This is a genomic window from Micromonospora sp. HM5-17 (assembly GCF_003762835.1).
Taxonomy (GTDB): Bacteria; Actinomycetota; Actinomycetes; order Mycobacteriales; family Micromonosporaceae; genus Plantactinospora.
Map to the genome: position 1 here is coordinate 183740 of NZ_RJWA01000006.1, position 18746 is coordinate 202485.

The 18746-nt window shown below is 72.7% G+C and carries 24 protein-coding genes; 4 read left to right on the forward strand and 20 right to left on the reverse strand.

Annotated elements, in window-relative coordinates:
* Positions 1–4: 4 nt before the first annotated feature.
* Entirely contained in the window at positions 5–217 is a 213-nt protein-coding gene (locus tag EF879_RS18570) for a winged helix-turn-helix domain-containing protein (RefSeq protein WP_233604565.1), read from the reverse strand.
* 496 nt (positions 218–713) lie between these two features.
* Between EF879_RS18570 and EF879_RS18575 the strand changes: the two genes are divergently transcribed.
* The 4 genes from EF879_RS18575 to EF879_RS18590 all read left to right on the forward strand — a co-directional run bounded on the left by EF879_RS18575 (position 714) and on the right by EF879_RS18590 (position 2229).
* Positions 714–938: a hypothetical protein gene (locus tag EF879_RS18575; RefSeq protein ID WP_123560328.1), complete on the forward strand. Its 225-nt coding sequence runs from the start codon at positions 714–716 to the stop codon at positions 936–938.
* A 268-nt stretch (positions 939–1206) separates the two neighbouring features.
* Positions 1207–1548 (forward strand): hypothetical protein, encoded by a 342-nt coding sequence (locus EF879_RS18580; protein WP_123560330.1) that lies wholly within the window; start codon positions 1207–1209, stop codon positions 1546–1548.
* Between the two features lie 4 nt (positions 1549–1552).
* Complete coding sequence (locus EF879_RS18585; protein WP_123560332.1) at positions 1553–1912, forward strand: hypothetical protein; 360 nt, start codon at positions 1553–1555, stop codon at positions 1910–1912.
* Positions 1909–2229 (forward strand): hypothetical protein, encoded by a 321-nt coding sequence (locus EF879_RS18590; protein ID WP_123560333.1) that lies wholly within the window; start codon positions 1909–1911, stop codon positions 2227–2229. Before EF879_RS18585 ends, EF879_RS18590 begins: the two co-directional genes overlap by 4 nt.
* Here EF879_RS18590 and EF879_RS18595 read toward each other — a convergent pair.
* The 19 genes from EF879_RS18595 to EF879_RS18690 all read right to left on the reverse strand — a co-directional run bounded on the left by EF879_RS18595 (position 2190) and on the right by EF879_RS18690 (position 18742).
* Complete coding sequence (locus EF879_RS18595; protein WP_123560335.1) at positions 2190–2426, reverse strand: hypothetical protein; 237 nt, start codon at positions 2424–2426, stop codon at positions 2190–2192. The two genes, EF879_RS18590 and EF879_RS18595, sit on opposite strands and share 40 nt — an antisense overlap.
* 5 nt (positions 2427–2431) lie before the next feature.
* Complete coding sequence (locus EF879_RS18600) at positions 2432–2788, reverse strand: hypothetical protein (RefSeq protein ID WP_370375524.1); 357 nt, start codon at positions 2786–2788, stop codon at positions 2432–2434.
* A gap of 3 nt (positions 2789–2791) precedes the next feature.
* On the reverse strand, positions 2792–3589 hold the full coding sequence (locus EF879_RS18605; RefSeq protein WP_123560337.1) for a peptidoglycan-binding protein: 798 nt from the start codon (positions 3587–3589) through the stop codon (positions 2792–2794).
* A 10-nt stretch (positions 3590–3599) separates the two neighbouring features.
* Positions 3600–4064, reverse strand: coding sequence for a hypothetical protein (locus EF879_RS18610; RefSeq protein WP_148086479.1), 465 nt, complete (start codon positions 4062–4064; stop codon positions 3600–3602).
* Positions 4065–4073: 9 nt separating this feature from the next.
* Positions 4074–7328 carry a hypothetical protein gene (locus tag EF879_RS18615; RefSeq protein WP_123560341.1) on the reverse strand — a complete coding sequence of 1085 codons (3255 nt, stop codon included), beginning with the start codon at positions 7326–7328 and terminating at the stop codon, positions 4074–4076.
* A gap of 4 nt (positions 7329–7332) precedes the next feature.
* On the reverse strand, positions 7333–10113 hold the full coding sequence (locus EF879_RS18620; RefSeq protein ID WP_148086480.1) for a phage tail tape measure protein: 2781 nt from the start codon (positions 10111–10113) through the stop codon (positions 7333–7335).
* A gap of 3 nt (positions 10114–10116) precedes the next feature.
* A complete protein-coding gene (locus tag EF879_RS18625) occupies positions 10117–10440 on the reverse strand; it encodes a hypothetical protein (protein ID WP_123560345.1) in 324 nt (107 codons plus the stop codon).
* Between the two features lie 35 nt (positions 10441–10475).
* Complete coding sequence (locus tag EF879_RS18630; protein WP_123560347.1) at positions 10476–11021, reverse strand: hypothetical protein; 546 nt, start codon at positions 11019–11021, stop codon at positions 10476–10478.
* A gap of 74 nt (positions 11022–11095) precedes the next feature.
* On the reverse strand, positions 11096–11578 hold the full coding sequence (locus tag EF879_RS18635; protein ID WP_123560348.1) for a hypothetical protein: 483 nt from the start codon (positions 11576–11578) through the stop codon (positions 11096–11098).
* Between the two features lie 252 nt (positions 11579–11830).
* Complete coding sequence (locus EF879_RS18645; protein ID WP_158624204.1) at positions 11831–12169, reverse strand: hypothetical protein; 339 nt, start codon at positions 12167–12169, stop codon at positions 11831–11833.
* 178 nt (positions 12170–12347) lie between these two features.
* The gene (locus EF879_RS18650) at positions 12348–12767 is read right to left on the reverse strand and encodes a hypothetical protein (protein ID WP_123560354.1); all 420 of its coding nucleotides are present in this window, start codon (positions 12765–12767) and stop codon (positions 12348–12350) included.
* Positions 12764–13153 carry a hypothetical protein gene (locus EF879_RS18655; RefSeq protein WP_123560356.1) on the reverse strand — a complete coding sequence of 130 codons (390 nt, stop codon included), beginning with the start codon at positions 13151–13153 and terminating at the stop codon, positions 12764–12766. Before EF879_RS18655 ends, EF879_RS18650 begins: the two co-directional genes overlap by 4 nt.
* A complete protein-coding gene (locus tag EF879_RS18660; RefSeq protein ID WP_123560358.1) occupies positions 13150–13542 on the reverse strand; it encodes a DUF6093 family protein in 393 nt (130 codons plus the stop codon). Before EF879_RS18660 ends, EF879_RS18655 begins: the two co-directional genes overlap by 4 nt.
* Entirely contained in the window at positions 13539–14117 is a 579-nt protein-coding gene (locus EF879_RS18665) for a hypothetical protein (protein WP_123560360.1), read from the reverse strand. The genes EF879_RS18660 and EF879_RS18665 overlap by 4 nt, the downstream gene beginning before the upstream one ends.
* Before the next feature lie 15 nt (positions 14118–14132).
* A complete protein-coding gene (locus EF879_RS18670; protein WP_148086481.1) occupies positions 14133–14672 on the reverse strand; it encodes a hypothetical protein in 540 nt (179 codons plus the stop codon).
* A 26-nt stretch (positions 14673–14698) separates the two neighbouring features.
* Positions 14699–15661, reverse strand: a complete 963-nt coding sequence (locus EF879_RS18675; RefSeq protein ID WP_123560363.1) for a DUF5309 family protein — start codon at positions 15659–15661, stop codon at positions 14699–14701.
* Between the two features lie 51 nt (positions 15662–15712).
* Positions 15713–16327: a hypothetical protein gene (locus tag EF879_RS18680; protein ID WP_123560365.1), complete on the reverse strand. Its 615-nt coding sequence runs from the start codon at positions 16325–16327 to the stop codon at positions 15713–15715.
* Positions 16328–16365: 38 nt separating this feature from the next.
* The gene (locus tag EF879_RS18685) at positions 16366–17346 is read right to left on the reverse strand and encodes a hypothetical protein (protein ID WP_123560741.1); all 981 of its coding nucleotides are present in this window, start codon (positions 17344–17346) and stop codon (positions 16366–16368) included.
* Positions 17333–18742, reverse strand: coding sequence for a phage portal protein (locus EF879_RS18690; RefSeq protein WP_123560367.1), 1410 nt, complete (start codon positions 18740–18742; stop codon positions 17333–17335). The genes EF879_RS18685 and EF879_RS18690 overlap by 14 nt, the downstream gene beginning before the upstream one ends.
* Between the last annotated feature and the right edge of the window lie 4 nt (positions 18743–18746).

Consider the following 18746-nt stretch of genomic DNA (forward strand, 5'->3'; position numbering starts at 1 on the left):
TGTGCTACCGCCGACGCACGTAGTACCCGCCGCGGGGGACGCTCTCCAGCAGCCCGGCCACCGCCAGCCGGTACGTCGCGTTCCGGATCGTCTGCTCCGACACCCCGTACGCAACGGCGAGCTCGCGTCGAGACGGCAGCCGGACGCCGGGCGGGTACTCGCCGGACCGGATCCGCGCGGTGAGGTCGTCCATGACGCGCTGCGTCTTCGTGGGCACGGTGGTGGGCTCCTTGGCGGGATGCCCGTCACCTCACCATGCCGATCATCGGAGCGCCATCATTCCCGCACGGCGGGTTGACTGGGTATACCCAGACGGGCAGGATGAGCCCGTGACCTGCTCCTTGGCGGGATGTCGGGTCACCGGTGACGGGGCGGCAGGCTGGTGACCAGGCCACCCTGTCACCACCCGGTCCGGGCCGTCGACTTTCGCAGAGGGGCAGCCCGGACCGGGAATCACACCCCTCGTCATGACCGCGGCGCTCCGTGACTAGTCTCCGGGGCGCCGCGTGCTATCCGCCGGACGGGTACCGTACTGGGCCGATCGGCGGACGGCGATCACTTGACGTCGACCGATAACGTGACCGGCCGATGCACTTCGGGCTTCGCCTTCCCGTTGTCGCGGTCTGGGCAGCGGCGATCCTCGCGATGGTCGGGCTGTGCGCAGAGCCGGCGGCCATCACCTGACCATCCGCGCCGGGCGGTGAGAGGAGAGCATGATGGCCGGCAGGGAACTCAAGGCGGCGCTGGGGCGTCAGCTCGCGGCGAGCTGGGCCCGGCGCGGGTTCCTGCCTGAGGAGGCTGAGCCGTTGATCGCCGACGGCGTGACCCCCGCCACCGTGCGGGAGATGGAGCAGTACGCCGAGGAGAGCGAGGCCGAGATAGCCCGGTCGGCGGGGATCAGCGAGTCGACCGTCCGCGCCTGGGCCAGCGAGAGGTGACCGGCGCCGTCCCGAGACGGGGCTAGCGCCTCGGGACGGGCCGTGCCACGACGAAGCGGCCCCGGCCTCCACGCGGAGGCCGGGGCCGCTTGCTTCAGCCCCGCATGGCGGGGATCACGGGAATCCGAGCGTGTGGCATGGATCATCCCCACATGCGTGGGGACCTACGCGTGGCACTGACGGTAGCACAGGATCGACCGTGATCGGCACCCCGCGACCCCCCGACACGCTGTAGACAGGTCTACATCAGTACTGTAGACTGGTCTACATGAGCGAGCGGCAGATCATTCGAGACATCGCCCGGTACAGCGACCACGACGCCCCGGCTCACCACTGGTCCCTCGTCATCGACGGCGAGACCGTCTCGGAGCTGTGGGTCGACATGGAGACCGGCGAGATCCTTCAGGTGGAGACCCCACGGGAGCACCAGCGCCGCGGCTACGCCTCCGCCCTGTACCGGCGGGCCGCGAGCGAGATGGCCATCTACCACGCCCCCGAGGCGCACCGCACCCCCGAGGGTGACCGCTTCGCCCGCAGCGTCGGCGGCGAGTCCCTTCCCTGCCTGCACGGCTGCTGCGACGACAGCCCGGATTTCGACGACGAGGAGTAGCCCGATGGAGCTCAGCGACGACCTGATGGCCTGGCTCGGCCCGGCCGCCGACGACCTCACCCCCGAGCAGATCGACCGCCTCCACGCCGTGGCGGCGGCCATCGCCGAGCGATACCCGGACCCCGACGAGCAGCCGGAGCGCGACGCCGCCCTCTCCGCGGCCGTGCAGTACCTGCTCGGGGAGACCACGCCCGAGGACGCGGCACGGGCGCTGATCGACGCGCGGCGGCGGGCGCGGGAGGCCTACGTGGCCGCCGAGCAGATCGCCGTCATGCTGGTCACCGACGGCACCCCGAAGGCGACTGCGGCGCGGCGAGCCGGCATCGACCGGATGAGCCTGCTCAAGGCGCTGGGCGAGCGATGACCGCAGTCGCCACCCTGGCCCACGGCCAGCCGGAGTATGCCGCCCTGCTGGACCGGATCCGGGCCGACGAGTGGCTGGTCGGCCGGATGTGGGTCGACGCGGAGAGCACCCCGGACGAGCTGGACGTGCCGGGCACGTGGTGGACCGTCGTGGTGGTCGGCGACGCCCCGGCGGCCTGGTGCGCGGCCCGCCTCGATGGGGACGCGCTCAGGTGCCACAGCAACGACGAAGCGGCCCGGCCCCCATCTCGGGGACCGGGCCGCTCTGCGTACCGGGGTCAGCGGCGCAGCAGCCGCGCCACCGTCGCCGGGCTGTAGACCCGGCGGCGGCCGACCACGGCCACCACGATCGGCGCCACCACGGCCACCACGCCGAGGATCGCCGACTGCTGGTCGGCGGACAGCGGTACGCCGAACGCGACCACGAGCGCGATCACGGCGGTCGCGGCGGCGGTCAGCGACCCGACCGAGAGCAGCGGCTCGGTGCTGTCCGGGTCAGGGGTGTGCTCCTGCATCTCTCCTACCTCTCCGGCGCCACGGCCTCAGCGAGCCGGGTCACCTTGTCATGCAGCGACGAACCACTGTTGGGCCTCAGCTCGTGCTCGACCGCAGCGAGGCGGCCGTCGAGGCAGCCGAGCCGCGCGTCCAGGCCGTCGAGCCGCCCATCGAGCCCGTCGAGGCGGCCCTCGATGGTGCCGATGCGCTCCATCAGCCCCGGCCGGGCTGGCACCCCCGGTCGAGCCGGCTCGCCCGTGAGGTCGTCCACCATGTGCGCGATGCGGCGCCCCCACCGGAGCGCCCCGCGCCCGATCCACACCACCCCGGCGGCCGCGCCGGTCACCGCCGCCACCGCGCCGGCCATGTCGATCGGATCCACCGGCTACCCCTCGCCCGGCGCGGTGAGCCGACGCAGCAGCTCGGCGACCAGCCGCGAGTAGTCGACCTCACCCGGCGGCCCGGGCTCACCCCGCGGCCCCTGCGGGCCGGCGGGACCCTGCGGGCCGGCCGGCCCCTGCTTCCCGGCGCCGTTCCGCCTCGCCACCATCTTCAGCAGCTGCGCGTACGTCGCCGGGGTGACCTCGTTGCCGTCCTTCGCGGCCACCGACCCGGCCGCCTTCCGCATCTCGTAGACGGCCTTGGCCGTCCGTTCCCCGTACACGCCATCCGGCTTCCCCGGGTCGAATCCGGCCTCGACCAGCGTGTGCTGGAGCGCCAGCACCCGGTCCCCCCGGTCGCCTCGTCTGACTCCGAGCATGTCGTCTCCTCCTGCCAGCCCCCACGGGCTGGTGTCGTCGTAGCGGCCGGTCGACCGGCCGTCCGGACCGGTGCCGACGCTGACGTGCATGTGCCGCGTGTGCGGGTTGCTGCCGGTGTAGGTCCGCCACGCCCACCCACTGGACGCGGACGCAATCCGCCGATTCCAGATCACGTACTTGAGCGCCGGGTGCCGCTGGGTGCGGATGTGCTCGGCGATCCGGTGCATGTCCGCCCCGGCCCCCGGGTCGTGGGTCAGGTCCAGCGCGCACACGACCCGGGACGGGTTCGGGTTGTGGTCCGACGGCCGGCTGGCGTGCGCGGCGTCGCCGATCGTGCCGTCGCTGGCCCTGCTCCGGCTGGGCGCGATCGCGTCCACCTCGGCGCGCAGCACCTCGAGGGAGCGGGCGAGCCTCCAGCCCATCAGGCCCTCCTCACGTAGCCGGGGCGACGATGACGATCCGGCGCGAGACCGCGCCGTTGCCGCCGGTCACCCGCATCGACAACGCCGCGTTGTAGGTCGCGCCCGGGGTGAGCCCGTCGACCAGCAGCGACGCCCCGCACCGGACCTGGTTCGTGCCCGCGTTAGAGATCGCGATCTGATCCTGCGGGGCGACGATCTCCGCCCCGGAGCCGACCGTGGCGCCGTCACCCACCCGCGGGGCAACCAGAGTCACCATCGAGCTGTTGTCCAACTCGGCGGCGTAGTGCAGCAGTACGCGGCCGGTCGTCGGCGCACTGAAGGCGACCCCGCAGACCGTGGAGCCGCCCCACGTGGTGGCGTACGACGTGCCGATGACCGCGGACGACACCGACCCGACCGTCCCGTCCTGCCGGTCAGCCACCGTCGGCGGGGTGTCCAGCGCGGACACCACCGACCCGGCCAGCAGATCAGGCATACTCCCCCCTCACAGCGCCCGCCGCGCGGGCTGATAGACGCGTACCGGCGTCCCGGCCGGCCAGGCCCGGGACACGCCGTCGACTGCGCGCTGACTGATGGTGATCGTCTGGGTGCTTAGCTGGGTCATGGTGTCCAGATAGACCGACTGCGCACCGGCGACGCCGGTAGCCGTCACCTGCACTCCGATCGCCCGGCAGGAGGCCAGCAGGGACGGTGTCGGCCGGTACGCGACCTGGGTCCAGACGCCCGGCGTCAGCGACACGTCAGGGCCCGGCACCCACGTGAAATCCGGGTCTTGGAGCTCGATATGGGCCATCCAGTCACTACCGGCCGCGTCCGCGGGGACCAGCACCCACACGGTGATGACGGCCCCGAGGCTGGACCTGTCCTGGAGCGCGCCGTCCGCGTCGTTGCAGCGCAGCGAGTCCGTACCGCCGGCCATCGTCTTCGTCACCTCGAGGGCACCCGTGCCGTCGTGGGTCGGGCTCGTCACTCGTGTGACCGACGTGGTGCCCTCGCCGGTCCACCCCTCAGCGTCGACATCCCATGTGTAGAGGGTCCCGCCCGGGGTCTGAGCGTCGGCGGCGGATGCCCGCACGCGCTCCCCGCCCACCATCAGGTCCAGCGGGTAGTGCGCCGGATCCGTGGTCCACGCCAGACCTGCATTGGTGACCGCGATCGAGGTCTCGTCGGCGTCGATCGCCGCCGTCAGCTCCGAACCCGCAGTGTCCCGGCGGCCCCGATCCGGGTCGTCACGCACCCCCACCTGGTAGGGCTCGGCCGGGTAGGTGTGCAGCGTCACCGTCCACGACTCGCTGCTGATGCGCTCGACCCAGCCGTCGACGTGCTGCAGCAGCGGCGCCGGCGGGTGCGTCGGCACCACCCACAGACCGGTCACGCGCACCAGCCGGCCCGGTCGCATCGCCAGCCAGTCGGCCGCCAGCTGCGGGGCCGCCCGCAGATCCAGCGGCAGCGAGGAGTACCGCATCCCCCGCGGCTGCGCCACCGCCACCCGCCAGGCCGCGATCTGCGCCTGAAGGCCATCCTCGGCCAGGCTGAGCGTCACCTGCTCCTGCCTGCCGGCCGGGGCGGTCGTGTCCACGTACCGGCCCGACGCGCCACCGGAGCGGGTCACCGTCGAGTCGCTGATCCGGTCCCTGGTCGAGTAGGTCGGCGACAGCCCCGCCGCCACCTCCCGGTCGGAGACGTCGAGGACCATTGAGGGCAGCCAGTTGTACCGATACTGCCTGGTCACCATCGCCAGCGCCCCGCCCGGTCCGGCGTCGTGGATCAGACCCTGATCAGTCGCGGCGCACTCCTCGAGCACGGTCGCTGCGGCGGCGATCGGCTGCGGGCCCATCCTCAGCCGGCTGATCTCCGACGAGTCGTAGACGATGTACGGCACCCCCAGCTCGTCGCAGAGCCGGCCGAACCGCTCGCTTGGCCACTCGCCGGACCCGGCGCTGAGCGCCGCGAACGCAAAGGTGAAGACGTCACCGGACGTGAAATCGGGATCGGCCCACACGGCGATATGCCCAGCGCCCATGCCGGCCGTGGTCGACGTCGCCGCGACCGTCACCTGGGTGACGGCCCCACACGTCCGGCTCGACGCCGTACCACCGCCGCCAGCACCCGACCCAACCGCCGAGTAGTAGGCCACCTCGTAGTCGACGTCTGAGCCGTCCTGGGTGACCGCCAGGGCGAGGACGATCCACTGGCCGTAGATCTCCGACTCGGTGATGCCGAAGCCGGTTTCGACCACCGTGGCGCCGTCCGAGTCGACCGCCCGGACGTACATCTCGTCTGGCGTGCCGGGCTGCAGGTCGACCCGCCACCGGCGGGCGGTGCCGGTGCAGTCCACCCGCATCAGCGTCGTGGTCGACGCGACCGGGGTCGACGGCAGCCGGAGCACGGCCATGGCGCACCAGGCGCCCGGGGTGGCGCCGACGACCTGGCCGACGAGCTGGCCGCCCTCGGCCAGCGTCGGCAGCGGTCCGGACCCGGCACAGTCGCTGGCCGCCCCGAACTCGACGCTGCCAGCTACACGGAGCGGCGGCCGTCCAGGTAGCGCCGAGCCGCCCTCGGCCGCGCCGACCTCCTCCTCGCACGGCCAGTACGCGACCGGCAGCGCGCCGGCCGGCACCGACGGGCCGGAGATGGCCCGGCGTAGCGCCGAGGACAGCGGCGCGGTCGCGCCCTGGATGCGCTCCAGGCGCCCTCGGGCGTACACGCCCACCACCGAATAGTCGCCCGTCGCGTCCCAGCTCGGGCTCCACGACTGCACGAAAGCAGTGATCCGCTCCGTCGGCGGCGCGTAGCCGTAGGGCATCGACACCCTGATCGGCACGTCGGTGGTCACGTGCGGCCAGTACGGCGACAACGGGTTGTCCGGCGTGAAGGCCCCGTCCGTGTTGAGCAGGGTGAGGCTCAGGCTGGCCGACGGCGCCATCGACGCCCGCGAGTCCTGCGCCAGCCCGACGGTGATGGTGACCCCGGCCGGCGTCACCTGGTCGGAGATGTCCGTCCAGGTCCAGCCCGCCGGGTCGCCGTCCGGGTCGGCACCCCACGCGACCTCCACGATCGGCCTGAGTAGCTGGTGGCGGTCGTACGGCACCAGCACCGGGGCCAGCGCGACCGCCCACGTCAGCCCGGCCGTCGTCGCCAGCGAGGCGACCATGCGGGTGTCCGGGGAGAGCGTCACCGCGTCCCCCGTCCCGTCGACCACGCACCCGGCGACGTCGGTTCCGGCCCCCCCGTTGGTGCTCAGGCTGGCCCGCAGCACCCGGTGGGCAGTCGGCGTCGACCAGGCGACCGCCGCCCCGGACGCGGACCGGACAGCAGCCGCGGCGCACACCAGCCGACCCTCCGGCCGGAGCAGGTCAGTCGACGCCATGAAATTCACGCCGGGAGTCGTGTCCTCCTCGCCGGCGACGGCCTGGATCGGGTCGTCCGGGTCGACGCCGGTGTAGGCGCCGACCCACACCCAGGCCCGGGCCGAGCTGTCCAGCGTCCACGACCACGACGCCGGCTCCCCGCCGTCGGCGACCAGGTAGTAGACCGCCGACCGCAGCGACGATGTGCCGGCGTCGAGGGTGTCGACCTCGACCCAGCCGGCCGGCGCGGTGATCGTCGGCGTACCGACAGCTGCCACCACGGCCAGCAGTACGTCGCCGGCCACCACCCCGGCCGGACAGTCGACGGTCAGCGACGTGGACGCCACGGTGGCGACCGTCGAGGCGTCCGAGCGCAGCTCGACCGACACCCGGTCACCCCCTCACCAGCGCGCGGTTCAGGTCCCCGCCGTACCCGGTGACGATCTCCGCCCGCAGGAGCGGCAGCAGCATCCGCACCAGCTCTTGCTGCGCGCCCGGCCCGACCGACAGCCGCACCTCGCGCACATCGGGGGGCGGCGCGGGCACCGGCAGCGCCGCCACCGGCTGGGTGACCGTCAGCGACCGGGGCACCAGCATGTGTCCGTACCAGCCGGCCGCCGTGTCCAAAATGGACAGCGACCGAGCCGGGTCGCCGTGCCTCGGCACGAACGCCTCGCCACCGGTGGCCGGCTCCGCGTACGCGTACCGGGCCGGGGCGACCGGCGAAGCGACGTGCGCCTCACGCAGCACGCCTTCCTGCGCGTGCGTGTACACGCCACCCCACCTATTGGCGTACTGTTTGCGGATCGCGGCGGCGGCCGCGGCGGCGTTGCTGGCGCCCGTCACCCGCAGGGCGATATTTACCACTTCGTCCGGAATTTTTTTGAGGTAGTCGCGCAGCTCGCGCGCCCTCTGGAGCGCAGACCGGGTGTCGACGGACACCGTGGTGTCCACCCGCTTCGGGATGTCCCGGTAGGCGCCGATCAGGTCCCGGACCTCGTCCTCGTCGTAGCCGAGCTGCCGCGCCAGCCTCTCGAGCTGGCCCAGCTGGCTGTCGTACTTCTGGTTAGCCTCCTCGACGGACATGCCCTCGGCGATCCGGGCATCCCGCAAGTTTTTGATCGACTCGATCTGGTCGAGGAGGGCCGACCTGTTCTTGCGGCCCTCCTCGCTGTGGACACTGAGGGTCCGGGTGCCCCTGCCCAGCTCCTCCCGCACATCAGCCAGCCCCTGGTGGTACTGGATGAGGGCGGTATCGGCGTCCATCTGGATGCCGAACAGCTCGTCAAACGCCTCTTTCAACTGCTCGGCGGCCTCGGCGGCCTGCTCCGCCTCGGCGCCGAGCTGGCCGACCTGGCCGGCGGCGGTCCCGGACGCCGCACCCGCCGTCTCGAGCGCCGCCGCGTACCCGGGCAGCCCCGCCCGCAGCTCGTCAACGGAGACGCCCTGCTCGCGCGCCTCCTCGGTGAGCTTGGCGAAAATCGCCGCCGCCTGCTCGCCCTGGCCTGACTGGACCAGCTGGGTGAGCGCCTGGTCGATCGCCTCCAGGCGCTCCCGGGCATGCTGCAACGACTCGTCGGCGACCGACCCGAGCCCGGTCATCGACTCGACCGCGCCGGCGATGCCGTTACCCAGGTCAGCCCAGAATCCCGAGTCGAGCGTCCCGAGGTCGTAGGCCAGGTGTTCGAAATCGTCACCCAGCAGCCGGGCCGCCTCGCCTGACCGCTCACCGGACGCCGCCCACCGCTGCAACCCCCTGGCCAGGGCGTCGACCTGGGGGTTGAGGGTGTCGCCGACCGTCGCGGAGATCGTCGCCGCCGCCACCTGCGCGGCCGCGAACGCCGCCGCGGCCCGGCCCGCCCACCGGGTGGTGAGCTCCAGGCCGCGGGCCGCCCTGGTGCCGGCCGGCCCGGTCGCCCGCAGCTCCTCCAGCATGTCCGCGGTCGCCCGCCGCGTCCTCACCCATGCGGCGCCGAGCAGCAGCGCACCACCGGTGACCGCGGCGAGGACCGTGACCGTCTGCCCCATCAGCGGCGGGAGCTGCCCGAACTGGCTGACCAGCGCCTCGGCACCCTGGACCAGGGTACGGAGGCCGGCGTTGGCGCCAGATCCGGACTGGATCGCCAGGGTCTCCAGCTCGCCGCGCAACCGCTCCAGGTCGCCGACCAGGTTGTCCGTTTTCATCGCGGCGGTCTCCGCCGCGTACCCCTGGTCGTCAACCCGCGCGATCCACTCGGCGATGCCCCGGGCGCCCTGCTCGTACAGGATGCTCGCCGCCCGGATCGCGTCCGACCCGAAGATTGTGGCCAACGCTGCGTTGCGCTGCTCCTGGGTGAGCTGGCCGAGCTGCGCCTGCAGCTGGCCGGCCAGGGACACCATGCCGACGAACCGGCCCTGGGCATCGTAGGCCGTGATCCCCAGCTCCCGCATCAGCTCGGCCGCCTCGTCGGTTGGGGCGGCCAGCATCAGCAGCGCGGTTTTGAGACTGGTGCCGGCGTCGGAGCCGAGCAGACCTGCGCTGGCGAAAGCGGTGAGGGTGCCGACCGTGTCCTCGACGGACAGGCCCATCTGCGCCGCCACCAGCCCGGCCTGGTTGAGCGCCATCGACATGTCGTGGACGCTGCCCTGTGCCTTGCCGGCGCCGGCCGCGAGCAGGTCGGCCACGTGGCCGACATCGGACCCCTCCAGGCGAAACTGGGTCAACGCCGACGCGGCCACCTCCGCCGCCTCGGCCACGTCCATCTGCCCGGCCGCCGCCAGGGCGAGCGCACCGGACAGGCCGCCGCCGAGGATGTCGGCCGTCTCGACGCCCGCCTTGGCCAGCTCCTCGATCGCCCCGGCCGCCTGGGTCGCCGAGTACGCGGTGTCCCGGCCAGCCTCCACCGCGGCGGACCGCAGCTGCTCCAGCTCGGCACCCGACGCGTGCGTCGCCGCCTGCACCGACGACATGGCCTTGTCGAACTGCGCAGCGGACGCGATCGCCGCCCCGGCGATGCCGACCAGCGCCAGACCGGCCCGGCCCGCCTGGTCGGCCACCGCGTCCAGGTGACCCGCCCGGGCCGCCCGGTCCAGCTCGCCGGCGAAGTCGCGGGTTGCCCGGCTCGCCTGCCGGAGACTGGCCATGTAGCCGGACACCTCGGCCTGCAGCCGGACCCCGACCGTGCGCAGCGCCACCACTCACCCCCGCCTCTCGGCCACCCACAGCAGCGCCCCCGCCTGGGGCGTGTCCCGATACCGCTCCTGCGCCATCAGCAGCGCCGTCGTGGCGTGACAGCGGGTCGGCGGCGGGACCGTGTACGCCCCCTCCGCGTCCGACGCCGCGCACTCCTCCAGTGGCCTACCGCACAGCGGGCACAGGCCGCGCCGGTAGGCGGCCAGCGCGAGCATCCACGCCACGTCCTCCTCCGCCCATTCCGACTCCCGGGTGGTCACCGACCGGACCAGGCGCCCCGACTCGTCGTACTCGTACTCGGTGACCTCGGTCGGCTCCCATCCGTCCAACCGGCGCGGGCTGACGCCGAGCCGCTCGGCCGCCTCTATGCGGGCTCGGAGGACAGGATCCGCGAGGCGGCGGGTGAGAAAGGGACGTCCACGTCCCTCCGGTTGAGCCGCCACGCGGCGTCCGCCAGCTGGTCGACCTGCCGGTCGGTCAGCCGCTCGTCCAGCAGCAGCCGCCAGTCCTCGTCGTCCAGCTCGGGCGAGACGACCGACCGGCGGATCAGCGCGGGAAAGAAGGTGTCGGTGTTGACCCCGATGTACTTGTCGCGCTCGTCCACACTCCCGTCGTCGGCCTTGCGCGGCGGGTGCTCGGCGACGAACGCGCGCCACTGCGGGCGGGTCATCGCCCGCAGTCGGAGCTCGACGGTGTACTCCATCATCTGCCGACGCAGCGCCTCGATCCGCTCGGCGATCTCCCGCGCCCGACCGCCGTCACCGAGGCTGGTCCGCGGCCGGGCCTGCTCCTGAGCCAGCTCCCGCTCGGCCGCCTCCACCTCGGCCACGAGGTCGGCGTGCAGGCACACCGCCACGGTGGCCTCCGGTAGCCGCGCATCCCGGATCAGCGCCTTGATGTCCCTGGTCATCGATCCCCCATCGGCCCCCATCGGTAGGTGGCGGCCCCGGGCGGGATGGGGGACCGCCCGGGGCTGGTCAAGGGTCAGGAGGCGACGACGGCGTCCAGCTCGGGATCGTCGGTGATCATCGTCGGCACCTCGTACCGCCGGACGCTGTTGGCCTCGGGCGGCAGATTGCGGCGCCGACCGCAGATGATCGGGTACACCTCGACGTCCTGCCCGGCGGCCCATCCGGTGTCCTTGGCGACATCCCGCCGGATCACGACGTACCCGTCCGTGCCCCTCGTCAGGGTGGTGAACGCGGGATCGCTGCCGGTCTGCTTCTTGAGCCGCAGCAGGGTGCCGCTGAAGCTGTCGCGGCCGATCGTCTTGGTGTCGAACGTACTGCCGAGCGAGCTGGTGTCGACCTCGGCGGTGCTGGCCTCGAAACCCACCAAGCCATCCGCGGTCATCACGTCCTGCAGCAGCAAGCCTCCGTTGAGCTCGTCCACGGTCGGCGCCGCTGGGTTGGCGATGCTGGGCACGTAGGCCACCCTGGTACGGCCATCTGCGAGGCTGTCAGCCATCGGTCATCTCCTCTGCACGTGGTGCGGCTGACCGCCGCGTCCTGGACTGTGTCGCCGCCGCCGTCGAGGCGGCACGCTGCTCGGCCTGCCAGCGCAGGCGCTCCGCCACAACCGGCGACGGCGCCGGCGGTGGCGGATCCGACCGCTCCCACCCCATGTCGATCCACTGCTGCGACGCGCGAGCCGGGCACCGGAAGTACCCGCCGGTCGCCGGGTTGCGCAGCCACACACGCTCGGTACGGTCCATCGCCATCACTCCACCGGCACCAGGACGTACGTGACGTCGCTGGTCTGCGAGTGGGTGACGGTGACCACCCCGGTGGACGGGTCGACCGCCCGGGGCGAGATGCGGATCGCCACCGACGTTCCCGCGGCCACGGTGACCGGGGTCGTGTCGGCGGGGTTGCCGGCTGGCGTCAGACCGGAGTCGCTCACCTCGACCGAGTCGTCCGACCCGCCGCCGTTGGTGACGACCAGGATGGCGCCCCGGGATCCGAGGACGCTCGATGAGATGGTGTCGCTCGACGACACCGCCTGGGGCGACCAAGCCACCCCGGCGGCCGTCGGGCGGGTAGGTGTCAGTGCCGCCACTACTCCTGTCTCCTCTACGACAACGCCCTCCACCCGATCGGTGGAGGGCAACGTTGCGGTCGGCCGCTACGGTGGCGGCCATGGGTGCACTGAGGATCTGGCACGTGCTGGTGCTGCTCGCGTGCGTCGGCGGGGCCGCCGCCCTGGTAGCGCTGCTGGTCGCGCTGATTCGCCGCCGCTAGTCGGCGGGCACGCTCTCCAGCCGGTACACCTCGACCAGGTCGATCGCCGCCGCACCGGCCGTCTCGTCACGCTCGGCCTGGACGCCGTCCTCGCGGCGGATGGGCCAGCACACCCGGCCGTCGACCGTCGGGGTGACGTCCAGCCACGCGGCCCGCACCCGGTCGGCGACGATCCGGGCCGCCTCGGCGTTGGCGCCGACGCAGTGCGCGTAGGCGCGGGTCCGGTGCCGCTGCGAGTCGCCGGCCAGCGACCGCGACTCGGCATCCTCCGGATCGGCGGACGCGAAGTAGACGAGGACGTACGGCGGGGTGATCGCGGGCGGCACCCGGCCGTCGAGCACGACCAGCGGCGGCGGTCCCTGGTCGGCGCGCAGCAGCGCGAGCATCGCGTCCGCGTGCGCCGCGTCCCCGCTCACCGCTCCTCCAGCAGTCGCTCGGCGAGAGCCTCCATCGCCCGCTCGAAACGCGGCTGCTCCGCCTCGGCCGCCGGGATCATGTGCGGGTGCGGGGGATTGTGGACACTGCCGTACTCCAGCAGGTTGCCCAGCGCGCCCTGGCGGCGCAGCTTGTCCGGGCCGATCTCCGCCACCGGGCCGCGCAGCCCCTGCCAGATGTCGTACCCGATCGACTCCGGGTAGGCGGGCGCGTGACGGGGCCGGCCGATCCGTCTCCTTGCGTCCGTCTTGATGTTGAGTGCGCCCTTGGCGACGACCCGGGTGGCCTCCTCGGGCGCCTTCGACGTGGCCCTGTCCATGGTGGCCACCCACCGGTCCAGGTCGCCGTGCTCGATCCGGATCGTCACGTCCGCTCCACCACCCCGATCCGCCGGGCCGTCGCATGGCTCTTGTGGGCCAGGTCGCGGACCACGAACGCCCGGCCGACCAGGTCCGGGTCGTGGACGCTGCTGTCGCAGACGATCTCGTCCTCGGTCTGGACCCCGGTCACCGACATCGGCAGCTGCACCTCCAGGCGCAGCATCAGCAGATAGTCCTCGCCGACGTCCTGCTGAGCAGCCTGCGCCGCCGGCTGCTGCCACCGGCACCGGCCCGAGTAGACGGTCGTGTAGGTGGGGGTGACCACCCCGCCCGGGCCGACCGTCTCCCCGGTGCGGCGGCGGATCGTGCACGCGTCGACCATCAGCGCCTCGGCGGCCCGCCGACCGCGGGCCAGCAGCGCGGCAGCCCGGATCATCCGATCCTCACCAGCCCGCCGCGGCGCCCGTACTGGCGGCGCAACGCGGCCCGTAGGTGCGTGGTCGTCTCCAGCCGGGCCGCCAGCGCCGAGTACGTCTCGGCGTAGTCGTCGATCCGCAGCGACGTCGCGGCCGTGGGGTTGGCAGCCCAGTCCCGCACGACGGCCAACACCGCCCCCCGCGCCAGCTGCAGCTCCTGCGCGTCGGACGCGTACCCGTGCGAGTACGCGACCGTCACCGTGGACGGCTCCAGCGGCGAGGGCGCCCACCCGCACGACCGCCACAGTCGGGCGCCGAACAGCCGGTAGTCGCCGACGGCGGTGCCGTCGACCGCCACCGACGACACCGCGGTGACCGGCCGCTCCGGCAGATCCAGCCATGAGTCGGTGGTGCCCAGCAGGGTGACGCTGTCGTCGGTGACGGCGACCAACCGCTGTCCGGCCTCGGCCTGGACGACCGCGGTGCCGATCTCGACCAGCATCGTCAGGCTAGCCTGCTGCGCCGGATCCAGGCTGTCCCAGTCCAGCTGCAGCAGGGCGGCGAGATCCTCCGGGGTCGCCAGCTGGTCGGCCATCGGATCCGCCCCCTCTCACGCGTCCCGGGTCATGGCCTCAAGTGCGCGGACCAACGTCGTCCGCGCCCGGTCGCCCCTGGCGAGCTCCACCTCGAGTGCCCGGGCGGCGCGCGCCCGGTCGCCGTCGACCCATGCCATCACGTCCCGGATCGCCCCATCAGGCACGTCGCCGCCGCCCGGAACGTCCTCGGATGTCACTCGCTCCGCCAGCGGCCCGTCGATAAGGGTGATGCCGAGCGGCCCGCCGTGCTGGATCAGGTGGTCGGCCGCGCGCTGGTCGCGGACCAGTGCCACGCCACCGCGGAACCGCACGTCCCGGGCGGCCCCCGGCGGCGCGGGGACGACCAGGCTCGGGTACCGGTCGCACGCGAATCGCCAGGCGGACATCGTCGCCTCCACGGGTGTCTCGTACCGACAGCGGTCTGGGAACTGGCCACGGATCAGCGCGCCGACGGCGTGCACGCTGAAGGTGTTGACCGTGGTGGACAGCAGCTGCCGAAGCACCTCGCGCTTGCGGGCCTGGTGGGCGAGGTAGCGCTCCTGGTACCGGTCCACCTCGCCCACCTCTCTCCCCGCCCCGATCAGGACTCCTCCGGCCCCGTGGTCAGTCCGGTGATCTTGCCGTGCGTGCGCTCGTTGCCGTACATCAGCCCGACCTCGCCGTAGAGCTGGGTGCGCTCGTACGCGCCGGTGAGCGCCAGCGGCTCGGCGAAAAAGTGCCCCTTGCCCGGAATTTCCTGGTAGACCGGCGCGCACTGCTCCAGGGAGACCACCGCGACCGTGTCGGCCGGCATGTGTCGGTTGAGCATCAGGTTGAGCCGGCCGAAGTCGGTCTCGACGACCTGGACGCTGACGCCGCCGACGTTCCGGCTGGTCTCCTGGTAGTTTCGGTCGGTGATGAAGATCTTGGTGAGCTGACGCTTCTGCCACGCGCCGCACATCAGCGTCGCTGTCTCAGACTCCATGATGCCGCCGGACTCCCACACCATCTGCAGCAGGTCGAGGACCATGTCCTCGCTCAGAGGCGTGGGCGTCAGGTTGGCGACCACGTTGGTGGTGATGGCCTCCAGGATGCCGCGGGTCTGCCGCGGGGTGCTGTTGTCGACCGGCTTCTGGTAGGTGCCGTTGATGAAGGACCACTCGATGTCCCTCACCATCTGCTTGAGCATCTGCTCGACCTGCCAGTCGAGCTCGTTGGTGACCGGGTTGGCCAGGTCGTTGTTGACCCCGGACTTGGCGCCGACCGCGGCCAGCTTGGTGTAGGACACGCCGATGGTCTCGTGGTGGATCTGCACGATGTTGCTGACGTTCGCCCGGACCCGGTTCTGCTCGGCCGGCGCGTCCTGGCCCTCCGTGGCCACGTTCTGGCCCGCTGACCGGAGGTCGAAGGTCTGCCACTCGAACTCGGTGCTGTTGGTCTGCCGGCCGCCCGACAGTCCGCCGATCGCCGAGAAGAACGGAGTGTCGGAGGGCGTGAGCTGGTGCAGGACGCCCGTGTAGTTCGGCAAATTGTAGGTGGTGCCGAGCGCGGTGATTCCGGCCACGGTTGACTCTCCTCTGGCTGTCGTGACCGGGCCAGCGGTCCGGCCCGGTGGTTACTGCTGATGTCTGCGCTGCTGTGCGATGGTCGCCAGCCGCTTGTTCTGCAAGCTGAGCACCGTGCGCCAGTCGCCCCGCCGCTGCGCGTCCGTGACCTGCGCGTCGAGGTCGACCGGGGCCCGCGCTCCCTGCGTCGGATCCGGCATCGGGACGCGCGGGGCGGCGCCCGCCGCGGGGATGAGCGCCCTGAGTGCGTCGGCGTCGGCGGCCAACTCCTCGCGGGTCGACCCCCGCAGGCGGTCCGCCAGCGCGGGCGGCAGCCCCCTCTCGGCGGCGACCTCCACCCGCCAGCGGGCCTGCCTTTCCTCGGCGAGCTGCCGCTCGTAGGCGTCCAACCGCTCAGCCAGACGCTGCACGTCAGTCTTGCCGTCGTCGGCGCCCTGGTCGGGGGCGAGCGCGGCGGCGGCCCGCTCCAGCGGCGCCAGCGCCGCGAGTCGACGCTCCAGCGCCTTGCGCGCCTCACGCTCCTCCCGGAGCGCCCTCTCGCCGGCCGGGCCGAGTGGCCTGTCCTGCGGCGGGTCGCCCGCCGAGGCGGCAGTCGGGGCGGCCTGCTGGTCAGTCGTGTCAGTGGTCGGCGCCGGGTCGCCCGGCGTCGTCGTGGGCTGGGTCATCGCGACCTCTCGATGGTGTGGCCGGGCATCGCACCCGGTCAGATCAGATATCCGTGCACCCGCAGCAGCCGGATCGCCTCATCCCGACTGCCGCCGGCGAGCTCGTAGATGGACTCGGGCATCAGCCGCACGGCGCGGCCGCCGCGCTGCGCGCCGAGGAGCTGGCCCGCGTACCCGCGCCGGGTGGTGCCCTCCCGCGTCGTATACAGGCCCATCTCGTCGCGGACCAGGCGCCGCCGGCCAGCCTGCCCGGCCGCCGTCGACATGCCGCGCCGGGCGTTGACGACCTGGCTGATGTCGGCGCCGTCGCGGATCGCCTGCGCGCCGGCCCGTGTGAACACCCGGTCCTGCTCCTCGCGGGACATCGTGTTGAACAGGGCGCGCGGGTCGGTGCGTACCTCGTCGGCCCGGTCCTCGCGTGCCGGGATGTGCACGCAGTCGCAGCGCGGATGCCGCTGAAACCCCCTGTTCCAGGCATACCAGCGGCCGGCGAGGATGATGCACCGGGCGCAGGTGGCGCCGACGACCATCCGCACGTAGCCGGACGCGGCCCGGCGGGCCACCAGCGCCACCTGGTCCGCCGCCCGTCCCGCGTCCGCCACCTGCGTCCGCACGATCATGTCCAGGTGGGCGTACCCGGTCGCCAACGCCCGGACGGGCGTCGCGCCGCGGCCGATCGCCGACTTGGCGGTGATGACCGGCTCGCGCAGCAGCGACGCCAGCTCCCGCCCGTCCGACGCGACCCCGGCGAGTGCCGACGCGACCACCGCCCCCTCGGCGGCCGCGTCGACCTCCTGAGCCGCGAGCACCCTGTCGAGGTAGCCGTCCGCCATCGCGGCCGCAGCCCGCTGCGCGCCCGCCAGCACGACCAGCAGCCGCGGCAGCAGAGCATCCCACGACCCGCTCAGATCGGCGACGGCCAGCCGTCGCCACTCCCGCCGCGCCGCCCGGGCAACCGCGTCGGCCAGCCGACGACGCATCCGGTAGTGCTCCAGGGCGAGCCGGTCAGTCTCCGCCACCGGCCAGCCCCCGGGCGATCTCCGCCACCGGGTCCCGCTCGGCCGCACGCCGGTCCTCGGCTTCCATGCGGGCGATCTGCGCTGCGCTGTAGCCGAGGTCCTCGCGGGTCTGCCGCAGCGGCACGACCGGGAGCTGGCCGGGCGGCGCCGTGTAGAGCTTGATCGCCGCGTCCGCCCGCTGCGCGACCGTCGGCGTCGACGCGTCCTGCCAGTTGGTCTCCAGCAGGCGCAGCCGCGGATCCCACTCGCCGGTCTGGATGCGGCGTACCAGTCGCATCACCTGCTCCCAGGCGCCGCCGAAGATGCGCTGCTTCCGTTCTGCCCTCTTGACCAGCCTGCTCTCGGCGGAGCGGATCGCGTCGGCGCTGGCGGGGTTGTCGGTGGCGGTGCCGATGTAGTGCGGCGGCAGCCCGGCGATCGCCGCCACCTGCTGCGCGAGTCGCTCCACCGCCTGGTGGAAGTTCGCGAGCTGTGCGCTCGCGAATTCGAACGACTTCGCCACACCAGAGTCATCCCGGATCATCAGCAGGCGGCCCATGATCGCCTGCAGTGCCGTCAGCCGGTTACCCCGCTCGTCCTGCAGGTCGTCGGGGCCGACCCCGAACAGACCGCGAAGTGGGATCGCGACGAACTCCGCCGCCACCATCATGTCGGTGGCCAGCTTGCTGGCGGCGTCCGACAGGGGCAGGATCGCGTCCAGCTCCGACCGACCGTACTGCACCCGCTGCGCCCCCGTCTGGGGCGAGTAGCGGGCCGCCCGCAGCCGCGGGCGGTTGACCAGTGGCACCACCGGCGGCTCGCCGAGCCTGTGCTCGTCCCGGGCCTCCTCCCGCCACCTGCCACCCCAGCGGTACCAGATCGTCCGGTCCGGCAGGTAGAGGGTCGCGTACCGCTCGCTGATCCGGACGACCGAGTCCTCCTCGTCCACCCGCCGCAGCGCCGCACGCACCCGCCGGGTGCGCGGGTCGATGTCGGCGTAGACCTCAAGCGGCGACTCAACGGTGATCAGCGGCGTATCGGCGTCACGCTCGTTGGTGCCCACGCACACGTACGACCGCCGCATCACCAGGGCGTCGACATGGGCGAGCTGGCTCATCTCGTCCAAGTCGTTCGCCTGCCACACGCGCCACAGGTCCCGGTCTGCGGCGTCGGCGTCAGGCAGCCGGAACCCCTTCACGTCGAGTCGCTCTTCGAGGGCGTCAACCACCAGCTGCGGCCACGCGATCACCACCGGGCGGATCCGGTCGGCGACCTCCCGCAGCACCTCCGGGTGCATGTACGTCAGTGGCTGGGTGCCCTCGTAGTAGCGGTCGAGCATCTCCAGCTCGGGTCGCTCGGCGTCGTGGCGGCGGGAGAGGTAGTCGACCCACTCCAGATCGGTGGTCGGGAGTGCCATCAGC